This window comes from Oceanibium sediminis (assembly GCF_003265325.1).
GTDB classification, from domain to species: Bacteria; Pseudomonadota; Alphaproteobacteria; order Rhodobacterales; family Rhodobacteraceae; genus Halovulum; species Halovulum sediminis.
This window is the reverse complement of sequence record NZ_QGNX01000004.1, coordinates 356,820-375,305: the sequence shown is the minus strand read 5'-3', so window position 1 is coordinate 375,305 and position 18,486 is coordinate 356,820. Positions and strand designations below refer to the sequence as shown.

The following is an 18,486-nucleotide window of genomic DNA, read 5'->3' as shown; positions in this document are numbered from 1 at the left end:
GGCCGGCCTTTCGGCTACTTCAGAGCGTCGACCATGGCGAGGATATCGCATGGCGACGAGATGCGTGTCGTGGCGAATTCGGTCGAGGCCGGTGCGAGCAGGGCGATCCCGAGGGTAGCGCGATGTGCGGAAAGCGCCCCGGTCGCGCTGTCCTCGACGGCCAGAATGTCGCGCGGGTTCAGGCCAAGCAGCCGCGCGGCTCTCAGATAGGGGTCCGGGTCCGGTTTCGGTGCGGTCACATCGTCGAGCGACAGCGTGACGTCGAACAGGTCGGCCACTCCGAGTCTTGCGAGGTTGGCGTCCACCACGATCCTGTTGGAGTTGGACACGGCGGCTTGTGGAATGCCCCGTCGCGCCAATTCCCGCACCGCTTCGCCTGCCCCCGGAATGGGCACTAGGTCATCCGCCTGGGCCGCGTAGGCTGCGTTTATCTGGTGAATCCACTCTGCCTTCGTCAGGTCGGACGGGTAGCGCGCCTGCAGCACGTCCCAGACTCCATTGAGGTTGACGCCGACGAAATGATCGTCCGGCAGATCCGACAGATCGACGCCAAGCCCGTTCGAAACGCCGAGCAGTGCGCGCAAGTGCAGCGGCTCGCTGTCGATCAGGGTTCCATCGATGTCCCAGGCAACTCCCGCGTAGGTCATGAGAGCGCCGCGACCGCTTTGTAAACGGAGCGGAAGCGTTCATACCCCGCGTCATACAGCCCGGCGTTGTCCGGATTCGGCTCCACCAGTTCGCCATAGGTGACGAAATTCGCGACGCCCCCCCAGTCCTCGGTCAGCCCGCCAGCCACGGCAGCCACCCAGGCGGCCCCCAGGCTGGAACCCGGGTGCCCGCGAAGCAACTGGATCGGCGCTTGCAACACATCCGCGCAGATCTGCATCCACAGTCTCGAATTCGATCCCCCGTCCGAAGCGAAGTAGCGCGTTGAGGGGTGACCCATATCCGCGAAAACCTCGATATGGTGGCGGAACGCATAGGCGAAGCCTTCCAGAAGCGCGCGCCACATGTGGCGCAGGTCGTGGTTCAGGCTCAGCCCATGGATGATGCCGCGCGCGGCAGGGTCATGGATAGGTGTCTTCTCCCCCAGGAAATAGGGGATGATCTGCACCCCGTCCGCGCCGGCGGGTGTCTCGGCGGACAACCTGTCGAGGTGCTGGTGCAGGGAAAGCCCGGCGGCCTTCGCGGCCTCCGCCTCGCCCTGGGCGATTTTCGATGCGAACCAGTTGAGTGCCGATCCACCGGACGCCATGCAGCCGTTCGGCATATAAAGACCGGGCACCAAGTGGTAGTCGAGGAACATGCGCGGATCGGGCGCCGCTTCGGCGGTGGAGATCATGATATCCGCTGCGCCACCAAACTTGAGCAGGACGTCGCCCGGCCGCGTCACACCCGCCGCAAAAGCCGAGGCGATATGGTCTGCTGCGCCACCCGCGACAGGCGTACCCGTGCGCAGCCCGGTCGCTCGTGCGGCTTCTTGCGTGACATGGCCCATGATGGCGTGGCTTGCGCATTTTGGCGGCACCACGGAAGGGGAGACATGGCCAAGGGCGATCAGGTCGTCCGCCAAGGCCCCAGAGGCAAGATCGACGAATCCCGCTTCCAGCGCCCAGTTCTGTTCGACCGCTTTGACCCCGGTCAGCTTCCAGTTGATATAGTCGTAGGAGCCGAAGACCGTCGCGATCCGGTCGAAATTTCCGGGCTCGTTCTTTTCGAGCCAACGCAGCTTTGCCGCGATCAGTTGCTGGTTCACCCCGTTGCCGGCGCGCATGGTGAAGGCGGCGGAATCGAGTTCCGCCGCAAGCTCTGAGACTTCGGCGCCGTTGCGCCCGTCGCTTTGCTGGATCGAGCGCCGGATCACGTTGCCCGCCGCATCCAGTGTGACCAGCGCGGGCAGCATGCCCGAAACGCCGATGGCGGCGACGTCCTCGCCGGAGACGCCGCCCTTGTTCAGGAGTTCGGGAATGATGTCGCAAACATTGCGCCACCATTCGTCCGGGTCCTCCTCGGCCCAGCCGGCTTCGGGGGAATGCAGTGTGACCGGCCGGGAGGCCTGCGCCAGAACCTTGTCTGGCAACCCGATCAGTAGGCCGATTGTCGAAGTGGTGCCGATATCCAGGCCGATCACGTATTTCATGTCAGCGCAGCCGGTTCACGACATCCATGAACCGCTTGACCCTGTCGGCGTCGATCTGGTTCCAGGTGTTACCGTCAATCTTGAAGTGGGTGCCGATGATGCAGCCCGATGCCACGCTCATCACGTCGGTGACGTTGTCGATATTCACGCCGGTGTTGGCGAAGACCGGCACCGCGCCGTCAACGGCCTCGACAGCCTCGCGCAGGTTCGACTGGTCAGCGGGCTGACCGGTGATCGGACCCGACACAAGGATCGCATCGGCAAGCGAGGAGAAGACGGCGGATTTCGCGCGCAGCCCGATGGGGCGCTGGTCGAGGGAATGCGCAAACTCGGCGTTGATGTTGAAGAACAGCTTCAGGTCCTTGCGCCCGAGGTTGCCCTTCATCCGCGATGGTTTCGCAGCGCTGGGTGCCCAGATGCCCATGTCGGAAGCGAAGACGCCGGTGAAGATTTCCCGAACCCATTTCGCGCCCGTTGCGGCCGCGATCGCGACAGAGGCGTTCGGGTCCCAAAGGTAGTTGACGCCGAAGGGGACCTTCAGGTGGGGCTTGGCCGCCTGAACAACAGCGGTCATGGCTGCAATGCTTTCGGGACTGGCTTCCAGAAGGTAGGGGCGGTCATTTTCGTTGCCGAACATGATGGCGTCGACGCCGCCGTCCTGAAGCTTCTCGATATCGGAGATGACATCCTCGATGAGCTTGTCCATGCCGCCATCGGCGTCATAAAGCGGCGAGCCCGGCAGGGCGCCGATGTGAGACATCGAGATGACCGCTTTTTTCTTGGAGTCAAAAAAATCGAAGGGCATTGTTAGTCACTTTCTTGGTTGGGTGCGCCCGCTGGGCGCTATTTGGCGATGATGATTTTCGTGCCACGCTCAACCAGGCGGGCGCGGGTGTGTTCCGGCGGCTCCTGGTCGGTGATGAGCGTGTCCACTTTGCTGCCATCGCAGATACTGGCCACCGAAACCCGGTTGAACTTCGAGCTGTCCAGAAGCATCACGACCTGGGATGAAACCTCGGTCAGAACGCGTTTGATTTCAGCGTCTTCCAGGGAGTAGTCGAAGAACGTGCCGTTCTCGGACAAGCTGGATGCGCCGAGGAAGGCGATTTCAAAGTTCAGCTGCCTGAGGTGATCGACGGCCCGTGCGCCGACGATCGACGGCTCGATCCCCGCGATCAGGCCGCCGGGCACGTATACCATTGCGCGCGAGCCGGCCATCTGTGCGGCGATCTTCAAGCTGGAGGTGTAGATCGAGACCTGTGTTTCGCGCAGTTCCGCGGCGAGATGACCCGTGGTCGTCCCGATGTCGAGCGCGATCGTCTGCCCGGGTGAGACCATCCGCGCCGCGGTGCGGGCAATGGCGAGCTTTTGCGCGCCAGAGGCGTGCAGGCGATCCTTCAGGCTGGGCTCTACAAGGTCGACATGCAGCGCCCCCGGAGAGCGCACAGGGGCGGCGCCACCATGGGTGCGCTCCAGCAGTCCTGTTTCCGCCAGCCGACCGAGATCCCGGCGAATCGTCATGTCCGAAACGCCGAGTCGCTCCGCAAGCGCGGGCACAGAAACGAAGCCCTCGGACCTTAGATCCTGAAGGATGAGTTCGTGTCTTTGCGCGGTGGTCATCTTCATCTCGCTGTTCTCCTTGGGTGTTCGATAGGCAATCGACCAAACATAATCAATCATAAAAAAACATCAGCGCACATAATCGGATAAAAACTTGCGCGGATTTCTCCATTGTGCCATATCGAACAAAATTTGCGAAGGAAGAATCGAATGTCTCGTGTGGTTTTGATTACGGGTGCAGGCAGTGGAATCGGACTCGCGTCGGCCCGGGCTTTTGCGGCTGCCGGTGACCAGGTCGTCTGTGCCGATTTGACGTTGGAGGCCGCGGAAGCGGCGGCGGAAAAGATCGGCGGACTTGCCGGCATCGCGATGGACGTGACCGACGAATCGCAGGTCGTGACCGCCGTGGCCGAGGTGGTGCGCAAGCATGGCCGGATCGATGTGCTGCACGCGAATGCCGGTGTTTCCAACATGAAGCCGGCGGTCGAGCTTTCGGTTGCGGATTGGGATTTCAACTTCAACGTCAACGCGAAAGGGGTCTTCCTGTCGAACCGGGAGGTGGTGAAACACTTCCTCGCGCGGGGCGAAGGCGGGGTCATCGTGAACACCGCTTCTCTCGCGTCGAAGGTTGGGGCGCCGCTGCTGGCGCATTACTCCGCCTCGAAGTTCGCCGTGATCGGCTGGACGCAGGCACTGGCGCGCGAACATGCGAAAGACGGCATCCGCGTCAACGCGGTCTGCCCCGGATTCGTGAAGACCCCCATGCAGGACCGGGAGGTCGCTTGGGAAGCGGAATTGCGCGGGATTACCCCTGAGCAGGTAATCCAGGACTATGTCGATCAGACCCCGCTCGGGCGCCTCGAAACCGCTGAGGACGTGGCCGATGTGGTCGTATTCCTCGCCTCCGACGGGGCCAGGTTCATGACCGGGCAGGGGATCAACGTAACGGGCGGCGTCTATATGACGTGACCGAAAAGCGGCGGCCTTGCCGCCGGAAGTTCAACATAAACAGGGAAATACCATGAACAAATCATTATCTGCTTTGAGAATGACAGCCTATGCGTCTGTGGTCGCCGCGGTGGGGCAGACGGCGTTCGCCGGAGAGATCAACGTCATCATGGAAGAGGTGCCGGACTACGACATCGTCGCCAAGCTGACCGAGGAATTCACCGCGGCAAACCCCGACATCACCGTGAACTTCGACGCCATGCCGTTCGATGCGATGCGCGACAAGATCCTGACCTCGTCGCTGGCGCCGTCGGCAAGCTACGACGTCATCATCATCGACAACCCCTGGACAGAGGAGTTCGCGAACGCCGGCTACCTCGAGCCGCTCGACGATTATATCGCTGCGACCGAGGGCTATGACTACGAGGATTTCGTCCCGTCCCTGGCTGCCATCAGCTCGGTGGGCGGCTCGATTTACGGAGTGCCCTACTACAACTATGCCCTCGGCCTGATCGTCCGCCAGGACATCTTCGACGAGAAAGGGCTGGAGATCCCGACAACCATCCAGGATTACATGTCCACCGTGGCCAGCCTGACCACGGATGATTTCTACGGTGCGGCCATGCAGCCCCAAAAGGGCTACAAGGTGATGGAGGAGTGGAAGAACTGGCTCTACGCCAATGGTGGGGAGCTGTTCGACGAGAACGGCAACGTCATCATCAACAACCCCGCCGCCGTCACCGCGCTTGAGCAATACATCGAGACCTTCAATGCCGCCGCGCCGCCCAATTCCGCGAACTGGGGCTTTGACGAGGCGCTGCGTGCCGTATCGTCGGGCAAGGCCGCGACGATGCTGTCCTACAACTGGATGCTTCCTGCGCTGAACGCAGAAGGCGGCATGGCGGGCGATCTTGCCGGCAACTTCACGCTGCATGAAGTGCCCGGTGGCAAGGCCGTTCTCGGCCTGTGGTCCTGGGGGATCACCGCCAATTCGGAGAACAAGGACGACGCGTGGAAGTTCGTGTCCTGGATTAGCAGCCCCGAGGTTGCCAAGCGCCGCGTCAGCATGGGCGGCGCACCGGTCCGGACCAGCGTTCTGAACGATCCCGAGGTCTGGGAGCAGGGTTTCGGTGAAGCCTACTACAAGGCACTGGCCGGTATTCTTGAGGATGCTGCACCGCTGTCGACTGGCGGCAATGCAGAGGAGCTGATCGAAATTGTCGGCACCGAACTGAGTGCGGCTGTAAACGGCCAGAAAGGCGTTCAGGAGGCCCTGGACGACGCTGCGCGCGGCGTGGAGCGCGCCAACCGCTGATACCTGTAACGGAAGGGCCGCGCATATCATTGCGCGGCCCTTTTCCTCTCAAGCGCCGGAACAGTTCCCCTATATGCAACTAAAGTACAAATTCATCCTGCCGCTGGCGCTTCTTCTGTCCGCGGTCATGCTCTATCCCCTCGCGTTTTCCGGTTGGTTGGCGTTCCATGAATATCGCCTGACCAGGCTTGACGATGTGCATTTCGTCGGTTTCGAAAACTTCGTACTCATCGCCACGGACCCGAGCTTCCTGAATGCGATGGGCAACACGCTGATCTTCGTCTTGGGTGCGGTGAGTCTGGAACTGGTGATCGGCCTGTCACTGGCGTTGCTGCTTCAGAAGCTCAACATCCTCCGCAACTTTTCACGTTCGATCCTGCTGGCGCCGATGTTCGTCACGCCGATTGCCGTCGGCCTGATGTTTCGATTCCTGCTCAACGCGGAACTCGGGGTGATCCCGCACTACCTGTCCAAGATCGGTATCACGGTCGACTGGTTCGGGCCCGACCTCGCGCTTTTCTCGCTCATTCTGATCGACGTCTGGCAGTGGACGCCGTTCATGCTGCTGATGTTTCTTGCGGGGCTGGAGGCGCTGCCGAAAACACCGTACGAGGCGGCGCGCGTTGACGGTGCCGGGCCTTGGCTGACCTTTTCGCGCATCACCTTGCCGATGCTGCGTTCGGTCATCGTCGTTGCGCTCATCATTCGTGCGCTCGATGCGTTCAAGGTGTTCGAATACGTCTTCGCCATCACGCGCGGTGGCCCGGGCAATTCCACCGAAACGATCATGTACTACATCTACCAGACAGGCTTCCGGTTCTTCCGCATGGGGGAGGCGGCTGCGGCCGCGATCATGCTGATTACCGTGATCCTCGTCCTGGTCGTCTTGTTGGTGAAATTCTCCCAAGCCGAGGAGGCACGGAAGTAATGTTCTCTTTCCGTAATCCGATTTCCCGGGCGTTCGCGACACTGGCCCTGCTTCTCGCCGTCTTTGCGGTGCTGTTCCCCTTCGTCTGGGTGTTCATGGAGTCGATCAAGCCCGCCTCGCTTGGCGGGCGGCCGGACCTTTGGGTCTTTAGCCCGACCTGGGAAAACTGGAACGAGGTGACGCTGAACAGCGATGTGCCGTTCAACATCCTTAACTCTTTCGCGATCGCCTTGGTCACGGTCCTGATCTCGCTTCTCTGCGGGGCGCCGGCGGCCTATGCCTTCTCGCGCTTCCGTGGCTTCGAGAGTGCGCGCTATTCCATCCTTGCCGCCGAGATGATGCCCCCGGCCATCCTGATCCTGCCGTTCTTCCTGGTGCTGTATCATCTCAAGCTGATCGACTCGCAGATCGGTGTGATCGCCGCGCATCTTACATTCGTTCTGCCGGTGGTGACCTGGTTTCTGATCGGTTTCTTTGACGAGGTGCCGAGGGACTTGGAAAACCAGGCGATGATCGACGGCTACACGCGCTTCCAGGCATTCTACAAGGTCATCCTGCCGGCAGTGCGACCCGGGCTTGGCGCCGCTGGCGTTTTCGGCTTCGTGCTGTCGTGGAACGACCTCTTCTACGCCCTGCTTCTGACGGGAAACGAAAGTCGCACACTGCCAGTCGCAATCGCTGGATACTGGACGTTCCGGGGGGTCGAGCTTGGAAAGATGGCGGTTGCCATCCTGATTGCTGTGATCCCGGTGCTTGCATTGTCCCACTCCATCCAGAAGCACCTGATCCGCGGCATCGGCGGCGGCGCGGTCAAATATTGATAAGGAACACGATTAATGAGCTACGTCCGCTTAGAGAAACTCAGGAAGTCCTTTGGATCTCTGGATATTCTGCACGGCATCGATCTGGAGATCGCGCGCAGCGAATTCCTCGTCCTGCTTGGGCCTTCGGGGTGCGGCAAGTCGACCAGCCTGCGCATGCTCGCCGGGTTGGAAACCGTCTCCAGCGGGCGGATCTTTATCGACGGGCGGGATGTAACAGGTCTTGAGCCGCGAGAGCGCGACATCGCCATGGTTTTCCAGAACTACGCGCTCTATCCCACGATGACGGTCGGTCAGAATATCGGCTTTGGCCTGAAGGCAAAGAAGATGCCCGCGGACCAGATCAAGAAGAAGGTGGATGAGGCGGCGAAACTGCTGAACCTCAGTCATCTGCTGGACCGCAAGCCGGGCGCGCTGTCCGGGGGGCAGCAGCAGCGTGTCGCCATCGGCCGCGCCATCGTGCGCCAGCCCAAGGTATTCCTGTTCGACGAACCGCTGTCCAACCTCGACGCGAAGCTGCGGGTTGAGATGCGCGCCGAGATCCTCCGCCTTCACAACGAGCTTCAGGCGACCACCATCTACGTGACCCACGACCAGGAAGAGGCCATGACCATGGCGGACCGGATCGTTGTCATGAAGGACGGCCTGATCGAGCAGGTCGGCACGCCCGAGGATATTTATTTCCGGCCGGCAACACGCATGGTCGCGGGATTCATCGGAAGCCCTGCAATGAACTTCATTGCGGGGACAGGGGCGGGACCCTGCCGGATCGACAGCGCCCTTGGTGCGCTGAAGGTTGATGCGGCGGTGCGCGAGGGTCAGGCTGTCGAAATCGGGATCCGTCCGGACAATGTCACGCTGGCACAGAGTGGGTATGACGGCGACAATCCGGTCGTGCCGATGACAGTTAAGCTGGTCGAACTTCTGGGGCCGCGGGCCATCGTTTCGTTGGAGCATGCCTCAGGCCAGGCGATCACGGCGGTCGTTCCCTATGCAGACATATCCAGCTTCAGAACCGGCTCGCAGGTGGATATCATGCTGGCGGTAGAGGCGATGCATGTCTTTCCGGTTTCCTAGGAACTGGACCCTGCCGCCGGCTTGAGAAGGTCTGGGTTTGCTTCAGGTTCCGAAGCCCGGCGGGACAATGCTGACCTCCCCGCGCCCCGCCCGTCAGGGCGCGGCGCGCTTGGTGAGGGAGTCCTGCAGGCTGTTCGACACCTGGTCCCGCCTGTTCGAATAGAGTGAGACGCGCAACGGCACGCGCCCGTATCGGCCGCTCAGCGAGACCAGGCTGCCTTGCTCCACTTCCTTGTAGCACATGCTGTGGGGCAGCCAGCCGACGCCCAGGCCTTTCTTGACCATTTCGAATATCCCGTTGGAAAAGGCGGACTCGCAGACAGGGTTGCCGGAAAACTCGGCCGTTCCGAACGGGCTTTTGCTGGCCCGCAGGATGTGGCCGAAGAAGCTTTCGGCGGGATAGACGATGGAGGTCGCCTCTTCGGGCAGCGCGCCGTTGGCTTGCACCAGGTAGCGCAGCTTTCCACCCACCACGGCGATCAGTTGATCCGAGCCCCAGACCTCGCGCCGGACGGTGCTGTCGAAGGGTAGGGGGCCGGTTTCCTCCGTCTCGTAGGACAGCAGCATGCTGGTGTCGCCGCGCAGGAACATGGAGACGCAATCGACCTGGTTGCCCGCGCGGAGGCGGAACTTCAGCGCCGGAAACGCGCGGCGCGCGCGGATCAGGATGTCTGAAAAGACAGAGGAAATCAGCGCATGCGGGGCCGCGATGGCGATCGTCGAGCTGGCCGGATCGAAATGCGCGATGCGGCCCTTCAGGTCGCGGATGCGCGCGATCAGGGCGCGGATCTCGCCCTCGTTGGCCGCAAGGGCATCGCTGATTTCGACGCTGTTCGAACCGCGGGTGAGAATGTCGCTTCCAAGCCAGTGCTCGAAGCTGCGCACGCGCCTGGAAAAGGCGGGTTGCGTGATGTTGCGGCGTGCGGCTGCGCGGGACATGTTGCCCTCCTCCAGCAGCACGAGCACGTCTTCCAGCCAGCGAACGTCCATCGGCACCGCCTTCTGCTCATACAAAATGTATTGGTGGGCTGAGAAAATAGCATTGTTCTTACCGCTTGCCCATATGCAGGCTTGGGCCAACTGAATCTTAGGGGCACGTGCGATGACCGCAACCATCACGGAAAACGACACCGACTTTCAAAACACGCTGACCAAGGAACTGGCGACCGCGCTTGCCCGGTTTCCGCGCGTGCGTTTCGGGCATCTGCCCACACCGCTGGAGCCGATGGACCGCTTGAGCGAGCATCTGGGCGGGCCGCGGCTTTGGGTGAAGCGTGACGACTGCACGGGGCTTTCCTCTGGCGGGAACAAGACGCGCAAGCTGGAATACCTGATGGCCGACGCCCAGGAGCAGGGCGCCGATACGATCATCACCCAGGGCGCGACCCAGTCCAACCACGCGCGCCAGACCGCGGCCGCCGCGGCGCGCCTGGGGATGGACTGCCACATCCTGCTGGAGGATCGCACCGGCTCGAACGACACGAACTACACCCTGAACGGCAACGTCCTGCTGGACCGGCTGCACGGGGCAACCGTCTCCAAGCGGGCGGGCGGTACGGACATGAACGCCGAGATGGAGAGCCTTGCCGCCGGGCTGACCTCCCAAGGCAAGGTGCCCTACATCATTCCGGGCGGCGGCTCAAATCCGACGGGGGCCCTTGGCTACGTCAACTGCGTGCGGGAACTGGCCGACCAGGCCTCCGACATCGGTCTGAAGATCGACGCGCTGGTGCATGCCACCGGCAGTTCCGGCACACAGGCGGGTCTGGTGACCGGGCTGGCGGCGCTGCAAAGCGACATCCACCTGCTGGGGATCGGCGTTCGCGCGCCCCGGGAAAAGCAGGAACAGATGGTTTTCGACCTTGCGCGCAAGACGGCGGCCCTTCTGGGCAACGGCCTGGATATCGCCCGCGACAAGGTGCGGGCCAACTGCGACTATGTCGGGCCCGGCTACGGGTTGCCGACGGAGGGTATGAAGAACGCCGTGAAGCTTCTGGCCCGTACAGAGGGACTGCTGTTCGACCCGGTCTACTCCGGCAAGGGGCTGGACGGGCTGATCGACCAGGTCCGGCAGGGGTATTTTGACGGAATGAACAACGTCGTGTTCCTGCACACAGGGGGCAGCGCCGCGCTCTTCGGATATGTGGACACCTTCGATCTGCACGAATACTCTTGAACAAAACCAATAATGTGAACCAACAAGGAGACCAACAAATGTCAGTCAAATCCAGAATCCTCGGGGCCGTGCTGGCCCTTGTCCTACCCACGGGCGGGGCCCTTGCGGACGGGCATACGTCCTCGGGCACGCTGGGCAAGATCGCCGAGAACGGAGAGATCGTTCTCGGCTATCGCGAAAGCTCGGTGCCGTTTTCCTATCTCGACGCGAACCAGCAGCCGGTCGGCTATTCGATCGAGCTGTGCATGAAGATCGTGGATGCCGTCGCCGAGGAACTGGGCAAGGAGGTGACGGTGCGCTTCGTGCCGGTGAACCCCAAGACCCGGATCGCACTGATGGCCAACGGCACGATCGACCTGGAATGCGGATCGACCACCAACAACCTGACGCGCCAGCAGCAGGTCGAATACCTGCCGGTCACTTTCGTGACGGGCACCAAGATCCTGGCGCGCAAGGACTCGGGGATCACCTCGGTCGCGGATCTGGACGGCAAGGCGGTGGCACTTGCCCAGGGCACGACCAACGAGCGCGCCGTGCTGGCCGCAGTCGAGCAGATGGGCCTCGACGTCAAGGTGCTGCCGGTGCGCGACCATGCCGAGGGGATGCTGTCGCTGGAAACCGACCGGGTCGATGCCTATGCCTCCGACCATATCCTGCTGCATGGCCTGATCTCCAAGGCGAAGAACCCCGATGAGTTCGCCGTGGTGGGGGATTTCCTGTCCTATGACCCCTATGCGCTGATGGTGCGCCGGGATGACAGCGCTTTCGAACTGGTCGGCAAGAAGGCCCTGGCCGAGGTGTTCCGCTCGGGTGAGATCGACGAGATCTACGCCAAGTGGTTCGATGACCTCGGCGTGCCCGCCGACCCGCTGCTGAAGGCGGCGTTCCGGCTTGGCGCGCTGCCGAGCTGAGGATGACCCGGCCGGGCGGCCCGTATGCCGCCCGGCCTGACCCACACATCGAGCGGCGGGGCGCATTGCCATGGACTACAACTGGAACTGGAGTGTTCTGCTGGAAGAGCAGTACCTCGACTGGCTGATTTCCGGCTTTGGCTGGACCATCGCCGTGGCCTTGTCGGCCTGGTGCATCGCCATTGTCATCGGGGCGCTCGTCGGTGTCGGGCGGACTGTTCCGAACCGGCTGATCAGCACGCTCTGCACCGCCTATGTCGAGTTGTTCCGCAATATCCCACTGCTGGTGCAGATGTTCATCTGGTACTTCGCCGTCCCCGAAATGGTGCCAGAGGACATGGGCCGCTGGATGAAGCGCGACATGCCAAACCCCGAGTTCGTAACGGCCGTGGTCGCCCTTGGGCTTTACACCGCCTCACGCATCGCCGAGCAGGTACGCGCCGGGATCGAGACGGTGCCCCCCGGCCTGTCCGCTGCCGGCAAGGCGCACGGGCTGAGCCTGTCGCAGATCTATCGCTACATCCTGTTGCCGATTTCCTTCCGGCTGATCGTGCCGCCGCTGACCTCGGAATTCCTGACGGTGTTCAAGAACTCCTCGCTGGCGCTGACCATCGGGCTGCTGGAACTGACCGCGCAAAGCCAGCAGATCGCCGAATACACCTTCCAGGGCTTCGAGGCCTTCACCGCCGCGACCGTGATCTACGTCTGCATCGCGCTTCTGGCGACCGTGATCATGATCCTGCTTGAGAAATACACCCGGATCCCCGGCTACGTCGGCAAGGAGGGCTGAGCCATGGCGGATTTCGATTTCAACGTCGTCTGGTCCTCGCTGCCCTTCCTGTGGGAAGGCTTGCAGTTGAGCCTGTGGCTGACCTTCCTGTCGATCATCGGGGGCATCGTGCTTGGCACGCTCCTAGCGCTGGCGCGGTTGTCGGGTATCGCGCCGCTGGCGCTGCTGGCGGCGACTTACGTGAACCTGCTGCGCTCGGTGCCGCTGATCCTGGTGATCTTCTGGTTCTTCTTCCTCGTGCCGCTGGTCATCGGGCGGCCCATCGGCAGCTTCTATTCCGCGCTGATCGCCTTCGTGATGTTCGAGGCGGCCTATTACTCCGAGATCATGCGCGCGGGCATCCAGTCCGTGCGCAAGGGGCAGGTCCACGCCGGGCAGTCCACAGGGCTCGGCTATTGGCAGATCCAGCGCTACATCGTTTTGCCGCAGGCGTTCCGCAACATGATCCCGATCCTCGTGACGCAGGGCATCATCCTGTTCCAGGACACCTCGCTCGTCTTCGTGGTCAGCCTGCGGGACTTCATGACCGCCTCTTCCATCGTCGCCCGCACGGAAGGGCGGCTGGTGGAAATGTATCTCTTCGCGGCGGTCGTCTATTTCATCATCTGCTTCTCCGGCTCGATGCTGGTGCGTAGCCTCAAAAACCGGATGGCAACATGATCGATATCCATAACATCTCCAAGTGGTACGGCGAGTTTCGCGTGCTGACCGATTGCACCACCAAGGTGTCCAAGGGCGAGGTCGTCGTGGTTTGCGGCCCTTCCGGGTCCGGCAAGTCCACGCTGATCAAATGCGTGAACGGGCTGGAGCCGATCCAGCAAGGGCAGATCCACGTGGACGGCGCCGAGGTGACGGCCAAGGGCGCGGACCTGACGGCGTTGCGCTCGCGCATCGGGATGGTGTTCCAGCACTTCGAGCTTTACCCGCACATGTCCGTCCTCGAAAACCTGTGCCTCGCGCAGGAAAAGGTGCTGAAGCGCAGCCGCACCGAGGCGGAGGAACGCGCCCGTGCCCTGCTGGCGCGGGTGGGCATGTCCGAACATTCGACGAAGTACCCAAGCCAGTTGTCCGGCGGGCAGCAGCAGCGGATCGCCATCGCGCGCTCCCTCGCCATGGACCCGATCGCCATGCTGTTCGACGAGCCGACCTCCGCGCTCGATCCGGAGATGATCAAGGAAGTGCTCGACGTCATGGTCGAACTGGCGCAGGAGGGCATGACGATGATGGTCGTCACCCACGAGATGGGCTTCGCGCGCAAGGTGGCGGATCGGGTCATCTTCATGGACGTCGGCGCCATCGTGGAGGACCGGCCGACCGCCGACTTCTTCGACAATCCCGAAAGCGAGCGGGCCAAGGATTTCCTGTCGAAGATCCTGAACCACTAGGCTAACCTGCGACGGCCCGGCGGGGCGGGCCTTGCGGGGGCGGTGCGACCCACCGGCCCCAGTCCCGCGCCTTGGGCCGGGATCTATTGTCTGCGCTTATCTTTATATGTCTGTGGCATTTGGCGCCAATTTGCGCTTTATGGGACATGAGAGTTTGGCGGCATCGCTCCGGCCCCCTGGTCGGGCGACCCGAGACAAGGCGGGCCCATGAGCGTGACATTCAAGGACGTGAAGGCGGATCTGCTCGATCAGATCGCGCGCGGGGCGCTGCAACCTGGCAGCCAGATGCCGAACGAGACGGACCTCGCCGAAAGTTATGGCTGTGCGCGGGCCACGGTGAACCGGGCGATGCGCGAACTGGCGGACGAGGGCATCATCGAGCGCAAGCGCCGGGCCGGCACGCGCGTGCGCATGGCGCCGATCCGCCAGGCGAGGTTCTCGATCCCCATCGTGCGCGAGGAAATCGAGGCGCTCGGCGCGCGCTATCGCTACGCGCTCGTCGCGCGCGAGGTGCTGGCGGTGCCCGACTGGCTGCTCGGCCGTCTTGGCCTTGGCAAGGGGCAGGAGGTTCTGCACCTCGTCTGCATGCATTACGCCGACGGCGTGCCCTACCAGCATGAGGATCGCTGGATAAACCCCGCGCTGGTTCCCGACGTGGCAGAGGCGGACTTCGCGCAAACCGGCCCGAACGAATGGCTTGTGGGGGCGATCCCCTTTTCCAACGCCGAGATCAGCTTCATGGCGGTGGACGCGGACCGGGACATGGCCGAGCACCTCGGCTGCCGGGAAGGCGATGCGCTGTTCAGGACCGAGCGCACGACGTGGTTGCAGGAAAAGGCGATCACCTTCGTGCGCCTGACGTACCGCCGGGGCCACCGCATGACCACGCAGTACTGATTGCGCCTGAGCGCGCCGCCCGACAGGACGGCGCGCATCGCTTCACATCACCCGGCGCGGGCCCGTTCTGTTTCAGCGCCGCTGCTGCCGGGGCGGATGTCCAGGATTTCGCCCTGTTCGGGGGCGAGCGTACAGGACAGCGCAGACGTGCCCCGGCTCAGCATCGCGCGCATGACCGCCAGCGCGACCTTGTGGGAAAAGATCACGGCGGGCCCGTCCAGCGCGGTCAGGAAATCCGCAAGACGCTGGGCGAGCGCGTCGAACCCTTCGCCGCCCGGTGCATTCACGTAGAGGTCGAAATCCTCTTCGTAGGCGCTGGCGAGGGTGGGATCGCGCAGCAGGCGGTCCGCTTGCGTCGTGCCTTCCCAGCGCCCGCAGGCGACCTCGGCCAGGCGGGGATCGGTGGTGACCGCCTCGTCCCCGAGGGCCAGGCGCGCGGTTTCCTGCGCGCGGCCAAGGGGGCTGCAAAAGACGCGATGCACCCCGAGCCCCGGCCGGAGGCGCGCAAGCGCGCGCCCCTGTTCCAGCGCCTGCGCGCGGCCGGTTTCCGTCAGGTCCGAGTTCTTGCGCCCCTGCAGGCGCCCGGTCCGGTTCCAGTCGGTCTGTCCGTGGCGCAGCAGGCACAGCCTGTGGGGCACGTTTACTTCGGGCAATCTGTACATGGCGTTACAGCACCACCGCGTTGGAGGTGTTGGCCCGCAGGTGCACGTTCGCCCCGACCTCGTACCAGTCCAGCCCGACGCTGTGGCTTTGATCGACCACGATCTCGGTGCCGCCCGCCTCGATCAGGTAGCGGATCTGGCTGCCCAGGAACTCCTTGTGCAGGACGGTGCCGGGCAGGGCGTTCTGGCCCGCCTCGCGGTGGATCTCGATGTTCTGGGGGCGCAGCACGATGTTTGATCCGTCCGCCTTGCTGCCCTGTGGCAGGCTGAGCTCATCGCCCGTCTTGGTCACGAAACGCGCCTCGGGCCCGTCGACCTCGACCCGGCCCTCCAGGATGTTCGCCGTGCCGAGGAATTTGGCCACGAACAGGTTGGCGGGCGCATCGTAGAGCGCCTGCGGCGAGCCGACCTGCTGGATCACCCCGCCGTCGAGCACCGCCATCCTGTCGGAGGTGGTGTTCGCCTCTTCCTGGTCGTGGGTGACGAAGATGGTTGTCAGGCCCAGCTGGCGTTGCAGGCGCAGCAACTCGCGCCGCATCTGCACGCGAAGCGACGCGTCGAGGTTGGACAGCGGCTCGTCCAGCAACAGCACCTCAGGCTCGACCACGATCGTGCGCGCAAGGGCGATGCGCTGCTGCTGGCCACCGGACAGCTGGTTCGGCATCCGGTCCGCCAGGTGTTGCAACCCCACGAGGTCCAGCGCGGCATCCACCTTGGGGCGGATCTGCGCGGTGGGCATCTTCTTTTCCTTCAGCCCGAAGCCCACGTTGTCACGCACGGACATGTGCGGCCACAGCGCGTAGGACTGGAACACCATGCCGACGTTGCGTTTCCAAGGGTCAAGGCCGAGCACATCGCGCTCACCGATCCGGATCCGGCCCTGTGGCGTTGGCCCGAAGCCGGCGATGGCGCGCAGCAGCGTGGACTTGCCCGACCCCGAGGGGCCGAGGAAGGCGAAGAACTCGCCCGGCTTGATATCCAGGTTGACACCTTTCAGGACCTGCGTGTCCCCGAAGGACAGGTGAACGTCCTCGATCTGAATTCCGGCTCTTTCCATTGGTTTTCCTCCCCCGCTCAATGCACGTCGCCCGACGATTTGAGCTTCTTGTCCCGTTCGATGATGATCTGCGAGGCGATGGTGCCGATGGCCACGACGATGACCGCGACGATGCCAAGGGCCGCCCCCGCGCCACGCCCAGACGGGGTCTGCATGAACAGGTAGATCCCGTAGGCCAGCGGCGCGTCGTTGTTGGAACTGACCAGCATGATCGTGGCCGAAAGCTCCACCGCCGCCGTTGCGAAGCTGGTGACGAACCCGGCCAGGATGCCGCCGGTCATCAGCGGTATGACCACCTTCTGGATCGTCCGCCGCTTCGTCGCGCCAAGGCTTTCGGCGGCCTCCTCCAGCGCCAGGCTGACCTGTTGCAATGCCGCCGTGCAGGCGCGCAGGGCATAGGGCAGGCGGCGGATCATCAGCGCCAGCGCGATGATCACCCACCAGCTGGCCAGCGGCTTGTCGAGCAGCGGCACATCGATACTGTGGAAGGTCCGCAGGTAGCCGATGCCCAGCACCACGCCCGGCACCGCCAGCGCCGCGGTGGCCAGGTAGTCCAGCCCCTTGCGCCCGAAGATGCGGGTGCGGATCACGATATAGGCGATGGCCGTGCCGATGATGACATCAAGCGTGGCCGCGATGCCCGCGTAAAGCACCGTGTTCATGATGAAGGTCTTGGAATTTTCCCACATCGTCACGTAGTTCGCCAGCGTGTAGCCGTCCGGCAGCGGGGCAAAGGACCAGATCGTGCCGAAGGACAGCAGCAGCAGGCCCAGATGCGGGCTGAGCACCACCAGCAAGATGAAGATCACGACGCCGTAGGCCAGGACTTTCTCACCCGGCTTCAGCGTGCGCCGCGCCATGCCGCCGCCGCCTTTCTGGACGGTGGCGTAATCCTTGCCGCGCATGAACAGGAACGAGGCCCAGAGCGACAGGATCGAGAAGACGACCAGGATGACCGAAATCACGTAGCCCATCGGGTCCGAGATCCCGATGGAGGAGATCCGCAGGAACGCCTGGGGCGCGAGCATGTTGTTGACGTTCAGCAAAAGCGGCGTGCCGAGGTCGTCGAAGACCTTGATGAACACCAGTGCCGCGCCCGCGATATAGCCGGGCATGGCCAGCGGGAAGACGATGCGGCGGAACAGCCGCATCCCATGACTGCCGAGGTTCTGCGCGGCTTCCTCCATCGACCGATCGATATTGCGCAGCGAGGCGCTCAGGTTGATCAGGATGAAGGGAAAATAGTGGATGGACTGCACCAGGATGACACCGTTCAGCCCGTCCATGAACGGAATGGAGATGCCGAAGTTGTCTTTCAGGAGCAGGTTCACCGTGCCGTTGCGCCCGAAGATCAGCTGCATCGCCACCGCGCCCACGAAGGGGGGCATGATCAGCGGAATGAACCCGAGGCTCTGGATCAGGATGGACCCGGAAAAATGGAACCGCGTGGTGATATAGGCCAGCGGCAGCGCGATGGCCGTGGCGACCACGACCGACATCGCCGAGACGTAGAACGAGTTCCAGAAACTTTCGCGGAACAGCGACGTGCGGAAGAAGTCCACGAAGTTCTGCAGCGTGGCCGCGCCCGTGGCGGGGTCCTGGAAGGCGACGATCATCACCTGTGCGACCGGCACCAGCAGCAGCCCGACGAGCATCAGCGCGATCAGCAGGGCGGCGACATGCAGGCCCGAAACACGCGGTACCAGCCAGACGGGAAGTCGGTCGGCCAGTCCCGCCCGCACGGCTGCGGGGGTGGTGGTTTGTTGAGACATGGATTCCGGCTTTCTGTTGAGGGCGCCGTCACCGCGCGGAAGGGCGG

Annotated in this window: 19 protein-coding genes; 11 read left to right on the top strand and 8 right to left on the bottom strand. The window is 63.1% G+C overall.

Annotated features, from left to right (window positions below; translation table 11 throughout):
• Positions 1 to 14: 14 nt before the first annotated feature.
• The 4 genes from DJ029_RS12925 to DJ029_RS12910 are packed head-to-tail and all read right to left on the bottom strand — an operon-like array spanning position 15 to position 3,766.
• Positions 15 to 647, bottom strand: coding sequence for an HAD family hydrolase (locus DJ029_RS12925; protein ID WP_112322882.1), 633 nt, complete (start codon positions 645 to 647; stop codon positions 15 to 17).
• Positions 644 to 2,140, bottom strand: a complete 1,497-nt coding sequence (locus DJ029_RS12920) for an FGGY-family carbohydrate kinase (RefSeq protein WP_112322881.1) — start codon at positions 2,138 to 2,140, stop codon at positions 644 to 646. The genes DJ029_RS12925 and DJ029_RS12920 overlap by 4 nt, the downstream gene beginning before the upstream one ends.
• A 1-nt stretch (position 2,141) precedes the next feature.
• Positions 2,142 to 2,945 carry a BtpA family protein gene (locus tag DJ029_RS12915; protein ID WP_112322880.1) on the bottom strand — a complete coding sequence of 268 codons (804 nt, stop codon included), beginning with the start codon at positions 2,943 to 2,945 and terminating at the stop codon, positions 2,142 to 2,144.
• 38 nt (positions 2,946 to 2,983) lie between these two features.
• Complete coding sequence (locus tag DJ029_RS12910; RefSeq protein ID WP_198671148.1) at positions 2,984 to 3,766, bottom strand: DeoR/GlpR family DNA-binding transcription regulator; 783 nt, start codon at positions 3,764 to 3,766, stop codon at positions 2,984 to 2,986.
• Between the two features lie 144 nt (positions 3,767 to 3,910).
• Here DJ029_RS12910 and DJ029_RS12905 point away from each other — a divergent pair, with 144 nt between their 5' ends.
• The 5 genes from DJ029_RS12905 (at position 3,911) to DJ029_RS12885 (ending at position 8,789) form a co-directional block, all read left to right on the top strand.
• A complete protein-coding gene (locus tag DJ029_RS12905) occupies positions 3,911 to 4,669 on the top strand; it encodes an SDR family NAD(P)-dependent oxidoreductase (protein WP_112322878.1) in 759 nt (252 codons plus the stop codon).
• Between the two features lie 79 nt (positions 4,670 to 4,748).
• A complete protein-coding gene (locus tag DJ029_RS12900; protein WP_198671147.1) occupies positions 4,749 to 5,963 on the top strand; it encodes an ABC transporter substrate-binding protein in 1,215 nt (404 codons plus the stop codon).
• Positions 5,964 to 6,090: 127 nt separating this feature from the next.
• Positions 6,091 to 6,891, top strand: a complete 801-nt coding sequence (locus DJ029_RS12895; RefSeq protein WP_198671146.1) for a carbohydrate ABC transporter permease — start codon at positions 6,091 to 6,093, stop codon at positions 6,889 to 6,891.
• Positions 6,891 to 7,712 carry a carbohydrate ABC transporter permease gene (locus DJ029_RS12890; protein ID WP_112322875.1) on the top strand — a complete coding sequence of 274 codons (822 nt, stop codon included), beginning with the start codon at positions 6,891 to 6,893 and terminating at the stop codon, positions 7,710 to 7,712. The genes DJ029_RS12895 and DJ029_RS12890 overlap by 1 nt, the downstream gene beginning before the upstream one ends.
• 15 nt (positions 7,713 to 7,727) lie before the next feature.
• Positions 7,728 to 8,789, top strand: a complete 1,062-nt coding sequence (locus DJ029_RS12885) for an ABC transporter ATP-binding protein (RefSeq protein WP_112322874.1) — start codon at positions 7,728 to 7,730, stop codon at positions 8,787 to 8,789.
• 93 nt (positions 8,790 to 8,882) lie between these two features.
• Here DJ029_RS12885 and DJ029_RS12880 read toward each other — a convergent pair whose 3' ends face one another.
• Positions 8,883 to 9,779: a LysR family transcriptional regulator gene (locus DJ029_RS12880; protein ID WP_112322873.1), complete on the bottom strand. Its 897-nt coding sequence runs from the start codon at positions 9,777 to 9,779 to the stop codon at positions 8,883 to 8,885.
• Between the two features lie 112 nt (positions 9,780 to 9,891).
• Here DJ029_RS12880 and cuyA point away from each other — a divergent pair, with 112 nt between their 5' ends.
• The 6 genes from cuyA to DJ029_RS12850 all read left to right on the top strand — a co-directional run bounded on the left by cuyA (position 9,892) and on the right by DJ029_RS12850 (position 14,948).
• Entirely contained in the window at positions 9,892 to 10,965 is a 1,074-nt protein-coding gene (gene cuyA, locus DJ029_RS12875; RefSeq protein WP_112322872.1) for a D-cysteate sulfo-lyase, read from the top strand.
• 38 nt (positions 10,966 to 11,003) lie between these two features.
• Positions 11,004 to 11,876: an amino acid ABC transporter substrate-binding protein gene (locus DJ029_RS12870; RefSeq protein ID WP_112322871.1), complete on the top strand. Its 873-nt coding sequence runs from the start codon at positions 11,004 to 11,006 to the stop codon at positions 11,874 to 11,876.
• A 70-nt stretch (positions 11,877 to 11,946) separates the two neighbouring features.
• Entirely contained in the window at positions 11,947 to 12,666 is a 720-nt protein-coding gene (locus DJ029_RS12865) for an amino acid ABC transporter permease (RefSeq protein ID WP_112322870.1), read from the top strand.
• A gap of 3 nt (positions 12,667 to 12,669) precedes the next feature.
• On the top strand, positions 12,670 to 13,326 hold the full coding sequence (locus DJ029_RS12860) for an amino acid ABC transporter permease (RefSeq protein WP_112322869.1): 657 nt from the start codon (positions 12,670 to 12,672) through the stop codon (positions 13,324 to 13,326).
• Entirely contained in the window at positions 13,323 to 14,051 is a 729-nt protein-coding gene (locus tag DJ029_RS12855; protein ID WP_112322868.1) for an amino acid ABC transporter ATP-binding protein, read from the top strand. Before DJ029_RS12860 ends, DJ029_RS12855 begins: the two co-directional genes overlap by 4 nt.
• A 207-nt stretch (positions 14,052 to 14,258) precedes the next feature.
• Positions 14,259 to 14,948, top strand: coding sequence for a GntR family transcriptional regulator (locus DJ029_RS12850; RefSeq protein WP_112322867.1), 690 nt, complete (start codon positions 14,259 to 14,261; stop codon positions 14,946 to 14,948).
• Positions 14,949 to 14,995: 47 nt separating this feature from the next.
• Here DJ029_RS12850 and DJ029_RS12845 read toward each other — a convergent pair whose 3' ends face one another.
• From DJ029_RS12845 to DJ029_RS12835, 3 genes are read right to left on the bottom strand one after another with little or no spacing between them, the layout of a single operon-like run.
• Positions 14,996 to 15,610, bottom strand: a complete 615-nt coding sequence (locus DJ029_RS12845; protein ID WP_112322866.1) for a histidine phosphatase family protein — start codon at positions 15,608 to 15,610, stop codon at positions 14,996 to 14,998.
• 4 nt (positions 15,611 to 15,614) lie between these two features.
• Complete coding sequence (locus DJ029_RS12840) at positions 15,615 to 16,667, bottom strand: ABC transporter ATP-binding protein (RefSeq protein ID WP_112322865.1); 1,053 nt, start codon at positions 16,665 to 16,667, stop codon at positions 15,615 to 15,617.
• A 17-nt stretch (positions 16,668 to 16,684) separates the two neighbouring features.
• Positions 16,685 to 18,439 (bottom strand): ABC transporter permease, encoded by a 1,755-nt coding sequence (locus DJ029_RS12835; RefSeq protein ID WP_112322864.1) that lies wholly within the window; start codon positions 18,437 to 18,439, stop codon positions 16,685 to 16,687.
• Positions 18,440 to 18,486: the final 47 nt, after the last annotated feature.

Coding starts and splice junctions, on each gene's coding strand:
- DJ029_RS12905 (WP_112322878.1), top strand. CDS start 3,911: ATGTCTCGTGTGGTTTTGATTACGGGTGCAGGCAGTGGAATCGGACTC.
- DJ029_RS12845 (WP_112322866.1), bottom strand. CDS start 15,610: ATGTACAGATTGCCCGAAGTAAACGTGCCCCACAGGCTGTGCCTGCTG.
- DJ029_RS12920 (WP_112322881.1), bottom strand. CDS start 2,140: ATGAAATACGTGATCGGCCTGGATATCGGCACCACTTCGACAATCGGC.
- DJ029_RS12835 (WP_112322864.1), bottom strand. CDS start 18,439: ATGTCTCAACAAACCACCACCCCCGCAGCCGTGCGGGCGGGACTGGCC.
- DJ029_RS12880 (WP_112322873.1), bottom strand. CDS start 9,779: ATGGACGTTCGCTGGCTGGAAGACGTGCTCGTGCTGCTGGAGGAGGGC.
- DJ029_RS12900 (WP_198671147.1), top strand. CDS start 4,749: ATGACAGCCTATGCGTCTGTGGTCGCCGCGGTGGGGCAGACGGCGTTC.
- DJ029_RS12870 (WP_112322871.1), top strand. CDS start 11,004: ATGTCAGTCAAATCCAGAATCCTCGGGGCCGTGCTGGCCCTTGTCCTA.
- DJ029_RS12890 (WP_112322875.1), top strand. CDS start 6,891: ATGTTCTCTTTCCGTAATCCGATTTCCCGGGCGTTCGCGACACTGGCC.
- DJ029_RS12865 (WP_112322870.1), top strand. CDS start 11,947: ATGGACTACAACTGGAACTGGAGTGTTCTGCTGGAAGAGCAGTACCTC.
- DJ029_RS12925 (WP_112322882.1), bottom strand. CDS start 647: ATGACCTACGCGGGAGTTGCCTGGGACATCGATGGAACCCTGATCGAC.
- DJ029_RS12855 (WP_112322868.1), top strand. CDS start 13,323: ATGATCGATATCCATAACATCTCCAAGTGGTACGGCGAGTTTCGCGTG.
- DJ029_RS12885 (WP_112322874.1), top strand. CDS start 7,728: ATGAGCTACGTCCGCTTAGAGAAACTCAGGAAGTCCTTTGGATCTCTG.
- DJ029_RS12840 (WP_112322865.1), bottom strand. CDS start 16,667: ATGGAAAGAGCCGGAATTCAGATCGAGGACGTTCACCTGTCCTTCGGG.
- cuyA (WP_112322872.1), top strand. CDS start 9,892: ATGACCGCAACCATCACGGAAAACGACACCGACTTTCAAAACACGCTG.
- DJ029_RS12915 (WP_112322880.1), bottom strand. CDS start 2,945: ATGCCCTTCGATTTTTTTGACTCCAAGAAAAAAGCGGTCATCTCGATG.
- DJ029_RS12860 (WP_112322869.1), top strand. CDS start 12,670: ATGGCGGATTTCGATTTCAACGTCGTCTGGTCCTCGCTGCCCTTCCTG.
- DJ029_RS12910 (WP_198671148.1), bottom strand. CDS start 3,766: ATGAAGATGACCACCGCGCAAAGACACGAACTCATCCTTCAGGATCTA.
- DJ029_RS12895 (WP_198671146.1), top strand. CDS start 6,091: ATGCTCTATCCCCTCGCGTTTTCCGGTTGGTTGGCGTTCCATGAATAT.
- DJ029_RS12850 (WP_112322867.1), top strand. CDS start 14,259: ATGAGCGTGACATTCAAGGACGTGAAGGCGGATCTGCTCGATCAGATC.